This is a genomic window from Sphingobacterium endophyticum, from assembly GCF_009733535.1.
In the GTDB taxonomy this organism is placed as follows: Bacteria; Bacteroidota; Bacteroidia; order Sphingobacteriales; family Sphingobacteriaceae; genus Sphingobacterium; species Sphingobacterium endophyticum.
Genome location: NZ_SMMI01000003.1, coordinates 541,964 through 555,772, shown reverse-complemented (window position 1 = coordinate 555,772; position 13,809 = coordinate 541,964). Strand labels below are relative to the sequence as shown.

Sequence of the window (13,809 nt, the reverse complement as noted above, 5' to 3'; positions counted from 1 at the left end):
AGCAGAAACGAAAAAAGGTATCATAAAATGATACCTTTCGTATTTTTTGGCGGTCTGGACGGGACTCGAACCCGCGACCCCATGCGTGACAGGCATGTATTCTAACCAGCTGAACTACCAGACCAAAAAATAAACTTAAAAAGAACAAATTGAAGCGATGCTTCTATTTTAATTTTAGCGGTCTGGACGGGACTCGAACCCGCGACCCCATGCGTGACAGGCATGTATTCTAACCAGCTGAACTACCAGACCTAAAATCTTATAAAATTAAAAAGAACACTTGAAGCTAAGCTTCTACTTTTTTCTTGCGGTCTGGACGGGACTCGAACCCGCGACCCCATGCGTGACAGGCATGTATTCTAACCAGCTGAACTACCAGACCTTTTCCTTCTTTTTAGAAGGTGTGCAAATATAGTGTTTATTTCTATATCTGCTAATAATTTTTTGAAAAATCTTACTCTACAGCGCCTTCTTTCATCTTTTCTGCATTCTCAGCAAACTGCAATGCATCTATAATCTCCTGAATATCACCATCCATAATCGACGGTAGGTTGTACATCGTCAATCCAATACGGTGCTCTGTCACACGACCTTGTGGGTAATTGTAGGTGCGGATTTTCGCAGAACGGTCTCCCGTTGAAACCATTGTTTTACGTTTTGCCGCAATATCTCCGTGCTTCTTCTGTACTTCTAATTCGTATAGCTTATTACGCAACATCTCCATTGCCAACTCACGGTTTGCTAATTGAGATCTTTCAACCTGACAAACAACAACAATGCCTGATGGCTTATGCGTCAATTGTACCTTAGTCTCTACCTTGTTCACGTTCTGACCTCCTGCACCACCGGACCTCGAAGTTTGCATCTCGATATCCCCTGGGTTTATTTCTACGTCAACTTCCTCAGCTTCTGGCAATACCGCAACAGATGCCGCTGAAGTATGAACCCGCCCTTGTGTTTCGGTATCTGGAACTCGCTGAACCCGGTGAACTCCTGATTCATATTTCAATTGACCATATACATCATCCCCGATAACCTTCAAAATTACCTCCTTGTAGCCTCCTGAAGTACCTTCTGTAACATCCATTACTTCATTCCTCCATCCCTTGGTCTCAAAGTAACGGGTATACATACGGTATAAGTCGCCCGCAAATAATGCAGCCTCATCTCCACCAGAACCCCCACGTATCTCAAGGATGGCATTCTTGGCATCCTCAGGATCCTTCGGAATTAACATCAAACGAATCTCCTCCTCCTTCTCTTCCTTCTGTGTATATAAAAGATCCATTTCCTCCTTCGCCATCTCTCTTAACTCCTGATCTTTCTCATTGGCAAGGATATCTTTGTTGGTTTCCATGTTACTAACCATATTTTTGTAAATATGGTATTGTTCTACAATCTTGCCCAAGTCTTTATATTCCTTGTTCAATTTTGCAAATCGTTTCATGTCGTTGATGGTATCTGGATTGCTCAGTTCTTTTTCAACCTCTTCCCAGCGTTCCTTTATTGCTTGTAGTTTCTCTAACATAAATTTCTTCTTGTTTACAGCGATCCTAAAAACTAATCCCTGTAATTAATCGACAAAAATAAAGATTTTTAAGCGCTTTTAATTATACTAATGCGAAGAAACTGCTTTTAATCCTACAATTGATCCAATTAATGTGAGAATAAAGAAGATACGCCAGAAATCTGCCGGTTCTTTAAAGAAGAATATTCCCATTAAAACCGTCCCTACAGCGCCAATTCCTGTCCAAACAGCATATGCTGTTCCTAATGGTAGTGTAGCAGTAGCTTTAATCAATAATCCCATACTTATCGATACACTAATCAGAAAACCTAAATACCATAAATACATCTCTGTACCTTCTGCATCTTTGGCCCTACCAATACAATAGGTAAATGCAACCTCAAATAAACCACCGATTATTAATAATATCCAATTCATTGCGAAAAATAAAAATGCAAAGCTCCTGCTTATTTAAACAAAAACCTTTTACAAATGTTAAAAAATTATTTTTTTATTCCCCGAATTCTACTCAATGTAACTTGGGATATTCCTAGATAAGATGCAATATAACCTAATTTGATGCGATTTGTAATATTCGGAGCTTTCTTCAATAGCTCCTCATAACTTTCTGAAGAAGACTTGAAAAGCCGTAACATCAAGCGCTCTTCAATTTTTAATGCCTCTTTCTCAGCCAATCTCCGACCCCAATTACTGATAGAGGTATGGCTTTTATAAAGCTCCTGAAGCTTTTCCGTCGAGATTCGATAAAGCTTTGATTTTTCAAGAGTTTGAATGCTTTCGTATCCTGGTTTTCCGTGGATATAACTATTCAATGAGATGAGAACCTCGCCAGGAAATGTGAATCCTAGGATAATTTCACGCTCTATCTTATGGTAATAAATCCTACAGATTCCTTCCTTTTGGAAATATAAATAAGGACTCATTTTTTCAGCATGAATGATATTTTGATTTTTAGGAACTTCAATCTCCTCACAAATCCCCTCCAAGAGAGAAAATTGTTCCTCATTCAATGGGTGAATGGAATCTACGATATCTTTGAATTCCATTTCTCAAGTTTTAAATCTTCACCATCCCAAACAGCGAATGTATGGTAATTTATCCACTCACCTAAATTTACGATCCGGCTATTATTTTTTAAAGCTATTTCATAGGGTAAATGGCGGTGGCCAAAAATGAAATAATCATAATGTCTGTTTTCTAAGATCTCCTTTGCATAGACGATTAGCCATTCATTTTCTTCACCTAAAAACTTTTCCTCACTATTGTTGGAGATTCGGCTGTGCTTGGACCACCTTTGTGCTATTCCTATCCCTAAATTCGGGTGTAACCTTGCGAACAACCATTGACATAATGGGCTTCTGAATATCTTCTTAAGAAATTTATACTTGGCATCTCCCGGTCCCAAACCATCGCCGTGATGAATATAGAATGTTTTACCATTTAGGGTGATTTCCTTCTCGTTCGAAATAATTTCAGCCTTCAATTCCTCTTTTAAATAACCGAACATCCACATATCATGGTTGCCCTTAAAAAGAGTTATTTTAATCCCCAAATCAGCTAATTCAGCTAATTTCCCTAAAAAACGAATATATCCTTTGGGAACTACGGTGCTGTATTCAAACCAGAAGTCAAAAATATCCCCAACCAAATACAATTCTGATGCGTCCTTTTTTATAAAATCTAACCACGAAATAATATTCTTTTCCCTATCCTTGGATTGATCCGAAGGATAAGAACCTAAGTGGAAATCTGATGCAAAATATATTTTATTGCCTGGGCTCATTCGAATCAAAACTACCATTATAATTACGGAAAATCAAGATGCCGGCTCATTTGTTAATTATCGAATGCAATTGGATAAAATCTGCGCCTAACGACCAAATAATTATCGCTAAATTTTACTTCCTTAAAATCGAATGATGAAAAGAAGATCAACCCAATTATTTTCAGCCCTGCTCTTAGGATTGGCATTGCATGCTTCTCCAAGCTTTGCTCAGGATTCAAATTCTTTAGCACTAAAAGAAGTACTGTTGCCTACTGAAATATGGAAAGTTCCTAAAAATAATGATTATAATAATTCAGATAGTGAATATAGCAATGATAGAAAGTTAGAATCTGATAATATCGTGATTTTTTGGGCAAAGGAATATGGAAAAGATCCCTCTCAATATACTGATGTTTCCAAAAGATTCAATCCAAAAGAAATCCTAGCAGAATGCGAAAGGATATACCAATTCTATGTAAATGACTTGAAGTTCGTAGAAAAAGGAAAATCCTTAACGGATAAATATAAGTTGCTGATTTATGTCTTTTCTGAAGAAGATGGAACAGCTTATGGAGGTGGGGCTGAGGAGAAAATAGGTGTGATATGGACTCCAGCAATTCGAATAAGTAAACAACCATATGGTGCCATTGCTCACGAAATGGGACATTGCTTTCAATATCTTGCTAAATGCGACGGTAATTGGGCTTATTCGAAACCAGTACCAGGAAGTCGAGGGAATTCAATCTTTGAAATGACCTCGCAGTACATGTTGTGGCAGGCATATCCAAATTGGATTGAATTTGAAAACTATCATCTTAAGGCCTTTTTGAATAAAACTCATTTTGCATTTATGCATGAAACAAATATGTATCATGCACCTTTTGTCCTCGAATATTGGTCTTCCCTACATGGAATTGATTTTATTGGTAAAATGTGGCGTGAAAGCTTGATGGGTGAAGATCCTGTAATGACCTATAAGCGACTGAATCACCTCTCGCAGGAAAGTTTCAACAAAGAAATGTTTGAAGCTTATCAGAAAATGATAACCTGGGATTTTTCAAGAATTGAGAAGGTTTCTGCCAAATATGCCAATTTAAATTATACAAAACTTGATACCTTAAAGAATGGATATTATAGAATCCAAAAAAATAATAGCCCTCAGAATTATGGTTTTAATGCTATTGAGCTAAAACCAACCCAGTCAAAAGTAAAACTGAATTTTACTGGAAGAATAGATTTAAGCAATGAATTCAATATAATAAACCCTGAAAATGCTGGCTGGCATTATGGCTTTGTGGCTGTATCGAAATCAGGTAAAAGAATATATGGACCTATGAATAATAAGGAAAAAGGAAGTATTTCATTCAAGGTTCCAAAGGATACAGAACACCTATGGTTATTGGTTATGGGCGCACCAAAGGATCATTTACCGCATCTAATTGATGGAAAAGATGAAACTGATGAACAATGGCCGTATGAAATAAAATTAAAAGGTGCAGTCTTGGTTCCTGTTGCCCAAAAATAGTTTGAACAACAAGTACTCATATTTCCTTGCTGTCCAAACCGCTTTATTATTAACTATATTATCTAACAACTCTTGTTACACTCGGAAGTCGAACCTCAACGATATAGGTTCCTTCCATTTTTACCCTAAATCCAAATACTGGATTCACATTATTATTTGGTAATCCATCAACTGATGCAAAACGCATGGGTATACGGTAATAGTTTAAATAGCCCCAGTCTGTTCCTGCCTTATCGATTAATTTTGCTAATGGAAAAGGCGCGACCTCAAAATCACAGATCATAGCCGTATCTGTTGTAATAACAGGGTTGAATTTAACATGAGATTCAAACATAGGCCGATCACCACGCTTTACAATTTCACCTGCTTTTGGATTGAATGGCTTACCCGTTTTATCTATTATCTTTAGAATGACACGTGCCCCTTCATTGGAAATCTTCTTACAGTTAACTTGAGGAGCCGTTGTAGTGGTAAATACTTCCGATGCACTCGAGCCTGTTGCTGCTTGATAGGTAACCTCAAACATGTCCTCAATCGTAGGATCAACAATTTCAATGCTCGCTAAATTCTCAAACAATTTTGAGCCCCGAGAATTTGTGAAATTCACGTCAAATGCATATTTGCCCAATGGTAAATTTGCAGATGCCCGATTAAATATTAATTGACCGCTAACCGGATTGAATTCCATTGGAGGTTTTTTAACAAGTTCACGCTTTTGGTCTAAAAGGGCAACAGTAGTGTCAGTCTCCGCATTGAAAACCATGCCCTGTTTGAAAACCAAAATTTCATAATCCGTGGTAAATTCTTTCGGGGCTGGACCTCCTGTTTCTGCATCTCGGAGATTCTGCATCTCAAATTTATAGGGCGGGGTAGACCCATCTGCATTGATACGGTCGGACATCGTTAAGGACATCCCACGTTTCGCAATAATAACATTCGACTTGTATCTAATATTGTCACTTTGAAATCCATTCTCAATTTTGGAACATCCAACAACTATTGTCAAAAGACCCAAACCTATTACGATAGAATTGATTTTATTTTTCATAACGATTTTATTTTAAAGGTTATTGGGCCATTTTGCCACGATTAAACATTAGTCGATGGTTGTTGTCTAGAACATGAACTATTCCCGTAGTCGTAATGATTCCAGAGGTCTGGCAATCAAATGATCGGTCCAAATCTGCTTCAGGGATTGCATTGTAGTCCGGCTCATCCGCATCAACAGTCTTATTCACCTTCGTGAAGTTTAAGTAATCCACATATTCTACATAATTGCCAAAATCCCTTGTTCTTCTTAGTTTAATATTAAACCTCACATTAGGAATTGCTCCAAATTTGGATGTGAAGAATTTGTTCTCTGTTGATAAATTCTCTCTATTTATGAGCCCGTCATAAACATAAATCATCATGGAATCTCGAAGTTCTTTTTTTGGAATATCGGTAATTGAGAATGAAATGTTTTCATCCCCGACTTCAACGATCTTCTCCTGCTTTTTCGCACTTACATATTCCCTGATGCCATAGTCGCTCGTAACAAATAAAGTTATTTTTGAATTAATAATGTCCTTGATACCTGCGTGATCTATTACCCTTACTAAGGAGTCAAAACTGCCATGTTCCTTTAAAAAATCATAGGTAGTTTTATTCACATGGGGATCACTTACTCCACCATCATTTTTGTAATCTACCTTTTTACAGGAGCTCGCAAGAATTAATAGCAGGAGGATGTATATTGTATTTTTCATGATTTTAATTTCTTAAGTTAATCTGCTCTTAAATTTTTCCTCTCCAATAACTGGTTTGAGTTAACTTGCTGTTATTTTTGAATAAAGCAGGATTCACTGGCCAATAAAATCCCTCTTGCTTAAAGCGAGATTCTGATAACCATCCTACAAAATTTTTGTATTGACGAGTACGAATCAAATCAAACATCAAGTGTCCTTCTAAATACATCTCTTTTCCCCGTTCTAAGGCATACTCATAAAATGCTTCATCATTTGTCAATGTTTGTGGCAATTGAGCGGAAATATCTGCACCATTTCTTTTTCTGAATGAATTGATAACATCTATCGCTGTTTTAGTTTGACCCCTATATAATGCAATTTCAGCTTTCAATAACATCATGTCTGAAAGACGGAATACAATAATGTTATTACTGATATATGCATCTTGCTTTTGTGCAGCATTTCTATAGCTTACGTCGCTATACTTAATACAGGTTGGTCTATCTGTTTCCAGATCAGTAAAGTTTTTCCGATAGCGTACATCTTGGTCATCTATGCCTCTTGACTCTCCCTCTCTCCATTCCCATTCTCCTATTGTGGAATTCCAATACCAGTCCCATTTTAAGACTGTCTTGTAAAAATGATTCGATAGGTAATCTGCATTGACATAACATCTTGAGTTTGTCCCATAATAGGCAATATGAGATGTTCTCAAAAACATATTGGCAATATGCATGTTCGTACCCTCTCTTAGTTCATCATTGATCGCAATCTCAAAAATTCCTTCTCTTGACTTTCCTTCAAATGTCGAATAATAGTTTGAAGTATCTGTTAGGCTGTACATGCCACTTGAAATAATGGAATTAATAGCTGTCTCTGCCTTGTCAATATCTGCCATGATTGGCTGGTCAACTGTTACATTCGTTGTAGTTGCTCTCCACAAATATAAATGTGCAAGTAATGCCTGTGCCGAGCCCTTATTTGCAGTCACTTTTGCATCATTCTGGCTCGTGTAATTCCAATCTAATAAGGAGATTGCTTGCTGACAATCAGCTTCAATCTGTTTCATAACTTCTGCCTTTGGACTCCGAGGAAGTTCTTCTTCTGAAATCGGATCTTCATATTCAACAGTCACTAATGGAACATCACCCCATACACGGACCATGTTGAAGTAGGCAAATGCTCTTAGAAAATAGGCTTCACCCAAAATTTCATTTTTAAATTTCTCAGGGTTTGCAACATCACTTAATAATGAAACATCTACCTTGGGAACCCTATTTAAAATAATATTGCTCATCGAAATGGCTTTATAAAACTTTCGCCAATCGCCGAAGTTCTCAATATTATATTGAAAAGTGTAGTCCCCATTTTGAATGCCTTCAAGACCATCTCCAGTGTATTGCATCGTGAAATAGTGCCTGGCAACAGCATCACCGTACATATAGTAGCGCGGGCTGGGATTCCAGTTTCCTGAGTTTAAAACATCTCGTATTAAAGCATAATTGCCTGCTAAAGCACTGCTTAAATCTCGAGAACTTTTCCAAAATGCCTCGGAATAAGTTGAGTTAACAGGTTCTTCGGTTAGGAAATCCTTACACGAAGAACTTAGTAATAAAGCAATTGCAACATTGCACATTACTATCCTTTTGATTATTCTTTTCATGTTGATTGCGTTATAAGGTTAATTCTAGACCAATGGTATATTTACGTGGAATCGGATAGCCCGCACCATTATATTCTCCATATGGATTAACAGCTTCAGCATCTGGTAATTTCTTCGATTTCTGCCACATCAAGACATTGTCCATGATTCCAAATACCCGCAGATTAGAAATTTTCCATGATTTCAAAAGGTCTGATGGTAGATTGTAGGATACGATAAAGTTCTTCCAACGAATGTATGATCCGCTTTCTAAAAAGAAGGACTGCGCAGATGTATAATAATATCTATATGTTCCTAAATCATATTTTGCATATTCTGCCACATCACCCGGTTGTCTCCACATATTCAATTTATCTAGGTTTGGAGTTGAATAGTATACAAAGTTACTGGCTGCATCCCCAGATGTTGAGTTTGAAAATTGATCGGATTCAAATAGATTCAATACATCGCGGTCAAATCCATAATTGAACTGGAAGGTCAATGAGAAATTCTTGTAAGACAAAACGTTGTTCCAGCCACCGACCCATTTAAAGTTTGGATCACCCATTGGAAGTTTATCTGGGTTAATTCCACTGTTGAAAATGTCAATGTAATAGTCCCCATCTAAATCTTGAAAATAAAAATCTCCTGGATTAAATAGTCCATTTGAGTTCCCATATCGATCCCCTGTATTCGGATTGACCGGAATATCATCCATCGTACTGAAGACGCCTAATGTTTTGTACAGATAAAAAGCATTGATAGGACTACCTACAGATAAAATATGTGATTTGTCGAATCGATCACCACCAAGGATTAAATCTCTGTCTCCGTTCGGTAAATTCATGATCCGGTTTTTTATATAGGAAATGTTAAAGTTGGAACGCCATTTAATAGCTGACTCTCTTGGCAAAACATCGGCTGCAAATTGTATGTCAACTCCAGCATTACGGATGCCGACAGAGTTTGTCTTTGCAAAATCATATCCTGTAGTCAACGGCAATTCAACATCAAAAAGCCCATCATAGCTCTCTTTATTGAACATATCGATCATCATGGAAAAACGACCGCGTAATAGTTCGATATCCATCCCCAAGTTCCACTGTCTATTTTTCTGCCAGCTAAGGTTTTTCTGAGCTACTCCGCTCACGAAATTTGGCATAATAACAACCTGACCATTATAAGATGATGAACCTGAACTGCCAGCAAATCCTCCTGAGTTAACATTATATAAGTTGTACTGAAGATAGTTGCTTTGTGGAAGTGCACCAGTCAGACCATAACTACCCCTGATTTTAAGCAAGGTTAACCACTCATGATCTTTTAGAAAGTTTTCTTCAGTCAAGATCCATCCTACGGATGCAGAGGGGAAATATCCCCATTTATTGTTCTCCCCGAATCTTGAGGAACCGTCTGCACGAATCGCTCCCGAAAACAAATATTTACTGTCATAATCATACGATACTCGACTCAAATAGGATAATAAAGAATACTTCTGTAAATCGGAATAGGCTCCAATATTATTCTGTAAAAAGCCATTAACAACCTGTATTTGATCTGATACTCCTAAACTTCCCGAAGCAGATACTAATTCTATCTTGTTTTTTTCCGCCTCTTGACCGATTAGTGCATTTAAGCTATGCTTGCCAAATTGTTTGTTATAGCTCAGGATGTTTGAAATCCTTAATTGAGAATCGCCATAGGTGGTAGAATAAGAATAGTTTCCTGCTCCGCCATTTAACTGGCTTGGTCTATTATAATCCCTTTTTGCATCATTGACAATGTAAGCAGATTGAGAGGTGAATGTTAATCCCGGTAGAATGACAAAACTTAAATTTAAATTCGTATTCAAGTTGGTATTCTTGTTTATATCCAAATTGGAATCATATTGACCCAATAGGAACTCTTCCATTTTCGGAGATAGATTGATGAGCGAGCTCGGCATCCCTCCTGAACTTAAGGCTATTGGACTAACGTTATCTCCATTTCCACGATTTCTAGCATTGTATGAATAGGCAACGATTGGATTAATGGTTAATCGGTCCCCAACTGCTTTTGTAGATAGGTTTAATCGCCCAGAATATCGCTGAAAGCCTGTCGCCTTGATGATACCCTGCTCATTAAAGTAATCTCCACTGAAGCGGTAAGTGGTTGAATTGCCTCCTCCAGATAAGGATAGATTGCCATTGTTTACCTTTCCCTGCTGATAAAATAAATCTTGCCAATCCGTATTGCCATTAAATGCCGGATTTAAGGAGTCAGTTAATAATTTAGGTAAATAACGAAAATCATTCATGCTGAGTTGACGTTTTAAAACCTCATACTTCTGCCTGCGTTCTAAAGTGCCTAAGGTAACTTCTCTAAGTTCTGGTCTTTGTGTTAAGCCTGAATATCCCGTTATCATCACTCTTGGCTCGCCGCTACGGCCTTTCTTAGTCGTAATCATGACAACACCGTTGGCAGCTCGAGAGCCGTAAATCGCTGCTGCTGATGCATCCCGAAGAACATCTATCGATTCAATGTCGTTTGGATTTAATCCCGCTAAATAATTTGTTCCTGTTCCAGTGTTTGGTCCTACGAATTGCTCCGTTGGTTGCGGTACTCCATCGATTACATACAATGGACTACTTATCACATTGTAATAATCATCTCCAGAATATTGGGTACTAACCGCTGATGAACCGCGGACGGATAGTGTAGGGGATGCCCCTGGTGCCCCCGTGAAATTCTGAACATTTACCCCAGCTAGACGACCCTGAAGCAACATGTCGAAACTCGCAGCTGGCAAATTCTCTAGATCTTTCCCCGAAATGCTGGAAATTGCTGCAGTAGCCTTCTTCCGGGTAACCGTTTGGTAACCAATTACTACAGCTTCTTCTAAGGTGCTGGAAGTCTCTACCAGAATAATGGTAATATTAGGCTGGGTTACGACCACTTGTTTACGCTCGTATCCGATCGAGGAGGCTTCTATCCTCTGTTGGAGTTCACCATTGATGGTAAATTCCCCCTGTTGGTTGGTTTGGGTGGCGATACTGGTACTCAAATTCCTGATAGATGCACCAACGATCGGTTTGTTGTCTTGATCCACAACTTTTCCCCGTAACTGTTGGCCAAATACTTGAATTGAAACCACCACAGAAACCAATAGCATGATGATTGTCTTCATGTTGGTTAATTTAGGTGTAACTAGTTTTTGAAATTTTGGTTTTTTTAGTGCTAATAATTATCCAAATTTAACTTCAGGAATAATATGTAGATGGCAGGATTTTAACCAAGATGAACCAAAAATTAACATCAAAATTGCTGTTTTTGATAATCTTTGATTATTATGTAAATAATCAATTATAAATAGAGGGAAATAATGTAATTGTAAATTATTTTTAACTGCTTATTAGGTTTTTTAGAGCAAATTATTTCTTTAGTTTTGTCATAGACTAATTGTAATATAATATGATGAAATATGTAAGCCTTGCTGTGCTCACATTGAGCTTAACCGCATGCCAACAGGAAAAAGTAATTGAATCTAAATCCGATATTCGTGTGAAAACTTATCCCCAATCTCAAAAAATCAATCAAAAAGACAATTTCTTCGGAACTGACGTTGAAGATCCTTACAGATGGTTAGAAGATGACCTCTCTCAAGAAACTAAAAATTGGGTAAAAGCTGAAAATGAGGTTACTGAAGACTATCTTTCTCAAATACCTTTTAGAGAAAACATCCGAAAAAGATTAGAGCATCTTTGGAATTACGAAAAAGTATCAGCTCCTTTTAAAGAAGGAAAATATATTTATTTCTATAAAAATGATGGGTTGCAGAATCAAAGCGTACTTTACCGTAAGAAAACTGTCGATGGAAAAGATGAAGTATTCTTAGATCCTAACAAACTTTCCAGTGACGGTACAACTTCATTGGCTGGCGTTTCTTTTAGTAAAGACGGTTCCTTAGTTGCCTACCAAATATCCGAGGGCGGTTCTGATTGGACGAAAGTGATCATTCTAAATGCTGAGGATAAATCTATCGTAGGGGATACGCTTCAAAATGTGAAGTTCAGCGGAATGTCTTGGCGAGGAAACGATGGAATTTATTATAGCTCTTATGATAAACCGAAAGAAGGTTCTGCTTTGTCTGCCATGACGGATCAGCACAAATTATTCTTCCATAAACTAAATACACCCCAAAACACCGATGAATTAATATTTGGTGGTCCTCAAATGCCTAGAAGGTATGTAGGTGCAGGATTGACCGAAGATGAAAGATTTTTGGTCGTAACGGCTTCTAACTCGACTTCAGGTAATGAACTATATATTAAAGATCTTTCTAAACCTGAATCTCCTTTTGTGACTGTGGTAGATAATATGGAAAAAAATCACTACATCTTGGATAACGATGGCGATAGACTATTAATTTTTACCGAATTAAATGCTCCAAATGGTCGTGTCGTGGAGACAAATATTGATAAACCAACGCCAGATAACTGGAAAAATCTAATTGCAGAAACTGAACAGGTATTGAGCCCTTCTTTAGGTGGCGGAAAGATCTTTGCTAACTATTTAAAGGATGCTACTTCCTTAGTGAAGCAATATGATCGAAATGGTAAGTTCGAGCACGAAATTGAATTGCCAGGTGTTGGTTCTGCAGGTGGATTTGGGGCAAAAAAAGATGATAAAGAATTGTATTATGCATTTACCAACTATGTGAATCCTGGAACGATTTATAAATATGATATAGCCTCTGGAAAATCTGAAGTGTATAAAAAACCGGAGGTACAGTTTGACCCAACTAAATATGAATCTAAGCAGGTATTTTATACATCCAAAGATGGAACTAAGGTCCCAATGATTATAACCTATAAAAAAGGTATAAAATTAGACGGAACCAATCCAACGATGTTATACGGTTATGGGGGTTTCAATATTTCTTTAACGCCTTCTTTTAGTGTAAGTAATGTAATCTTATTGGAGCAGGGAGGTGTTTATGCTGTTGCAAATCTACGCGGTGGTGGCGAATATGGTGAAAACTGGCACCTTGCTGGGACTAAATTGAAAAAACAAAATGTATTTGATGACTTTATCGCCGCTGCTGAATATCTGATTTCAGAAAAATATACTTCTTCAGAAAAATTAGCTATTTCAGGAGGTTCAAATGGAGGTTTATTAGTTGGAGCATGCATGACCCAAAGACCAGAATTGTATAAAGTGGCATTTCCGGCCGTAGGGGTATTGGATATGTTACGCTATCATAAATTTACGGCCGGTGCAGGATGGGCATTTGACTACGGTACTGCTGATGACAGCGCCGAGATGTTTAATTACTTATTAAAGTACTCGCCTTACCATGCATTAAAGCCAGGAACGGACTATCCGGCTACTATGGTGTCAACTGCTGACCATGATGACCGTGTGGTTCCGGCACATTCTTTCAAATTTGCTGCTCGTTTACAGGAATATAATAAAGGTACAAATCCCGTATTAATCCGCATTGATACAAAAGCTGGTCATGGCGCCGGTAAATCAACAGCAATGGTCATTGCTGAACAAACTGATAAATGGTCTTTCATGTTCCAAAATATGAAGCAAGGCTATAAAGAATAATATAATAAAAATAGGTTCGGAAAACTCCGA

At 37.7% G+C, this 13,809-nt stretch carries 10 protein-coding genes and 3 tRNA genes; 2 read left to right on the top strand and 11 right to left on the bottom strand.

What is annotated here, in order from left to right; all coding sequences use genetic code 11:
- Positions 1 to 47: 47 nt before the first annotated feature.
- The 7 genes from E0Y80_RS05400 to E0Y80_RS05370 form a co-directional block, all read right to left on the bottom strand.
- A tRNA-Asp gene (locus tag E0Y80_RS05400) sits at positions 48 to 124 on the bottom strand.
- Positions 125 to 178: 54 nt separating this feature from the next.
- Positions 179 to 252: transfer RNA gene (locus E0Y80_RS05395), tRNA-Asp, on the bottom strand.
- A gap of 56 nt (positions 253 to 308) precedes the next feature.
- Positions 309 to 382, bottom strand: a tRNA-Asp gene (locus E0Y80_RS05390).
- Positions 383 to 454: 72 nt separating this feature from the next.
- Entirely contained in the window at positions 455 to 1,528 is a 1,074-nt protein-coding gene (gene prfA / locus E0Y80_RS05385) for a peptide chain release factor 1 (protein ID WP_156306422.1), read from the bottom strand.
- Between the two features lie 87 nt (positions 1,529 to 1,615).
- A complete protein-coding gene (locus E0Y80_RS05380) occupies positions 1,616 to 1,945 on the bottom strand; it encodes a DMT family transporter (RefSeq protein WP_156306420.1) in 330 nt (109 codons plus the stop codon).
- A 65-nt stretch (positions 1,946 to 2,010) separates the two neighbouring features.
- On the bottom strand, positions 2,011 to 2,574 hold the full coding sequence (locus E0Y80_RS05375; RefSeq protein WP_156306418.1) for a Crp/Fnr family transcriptional regulator: 564 nt from the start codon (positions 2,572 to 2,574) through the stop codon (positions 2,011 to 2,013).
- Complete coding sequence (locus E0Y80_RS05370) at positions 2,553 to 3,311, bottom strand: UDP-2,3-diacylglucosamine diphosphatase (RefSeq protein WP_156306416.1); 759 nt, start codon at positions 3,309 to 3,311, stop codon at positions 2,553 to 2,555. Before E0Y80_RS05370 ends, E0Y80_RS05375 begins: the two co-directional genes overlap by 22 nt.
- Positions 3,312 to 3,444: 133 nt before the next feature.
- On the opposite strand from E0Y80_RS05370, the gene E0Y80_RS05365 reads away from it, so the two are divergent.
- The gene (locus E0Y80_RS05365) at positions 3,445 to 4,818 is read left to right on the top strand and encodes a DUF6055 domain-containing protein (RefSeq protein WP_156306414.1); all 1,374 of its coding nucleotides are present in this window, start codon (positions 3,445 to 3,447) and stop codon (positions 4,816 to 4,818) included.
- Positions 4,819 to 4,876: 58 nt separating this feature from the next.
- Here E0Y80_RS05365 and E0Y80_RS05360 read toward each other — a convergent pair whose 3' ends face one another.
- Genes E0Y80_RS05360 through E0Y80_RS05345 form a run of 4 tightly spaced genes read right to left on the bottom strand, consistent with a single transcriptional unit; the run spans position 4,877 to position 11,353 of the window.
- The gene (locus E0Y80_RS05360) at positions 4,877 to 5,866 is read right to left on the bottom strand and encodes a DUF5007 domain-containing protein (RefSeq protein ID WP_156306412.1); all 990 of its coding nucleotides are present in this window, start codon (positions 5,864 to 5,866) and stop codon (positions 4,877 to 4,879) included.
- A 19-nt stretch (positions 5,867 to 5,885) separates the two neighbouring features.
- Positions 5,886 to 6,566: a hypothetical protein gene (locus E0Y80_RS05355; protein WP_156306411.1), complete on the bottom strand. Its 681-nt coding sequence runs from the start codon at positions 6,564 to 6,566 to the stop codon at positions 5,886 to 5,888.
- A 28-nt stretch (positions 6,567 to 6,594) separates the two neighbouring features.
- Positions 6,595 to 8,208: a RagB/SusD family nutrient uptake outer membrane protein gene (locus E0Y80_RS05350; protein WP_156306409.1), complete on the bottom strand. Its 1,614-nt coding sequence runs from the start codon at positions 8,206 to 8,208 to the stop codon at positions 6,595 to 6,597.
- Positions 8,209 to 8,218: 10 nt separating this feature from the next.
- Positions 8,219 to 11,353, bottom strand: coding sequence for a SusC/RagA family TonB-linked outer membrane protein (locus E0Y80_RS05345; RefSeq protein ID WP_156306408.1), 3,135 nt, complete (start codon positions 11,351 to 11,353; stop codon positions 8,219 to 8,221).
- A gap of 284 nt (positions 11,354 to 11,637) precedes the next feature.
- Here E0Y80_RS05345 and E0Y80_RS05340 point away from each other — a divergent pair, with 284 nt between their 5' ends.
- On the top strand, positions 11,638 to 13,779 hold the full coding sequence (locus E0Y80_RS05340) for a prolyl oligopeptidase family serine peptidase (protein ID WP_156306406.1): 2,142 nt from the start codon (positions 11,638 to 11,640) through the stop codon (positions 13,777 to 13,779).
- Positions 13,780 to 13,809: the final 30 nt, after the last annotated feature.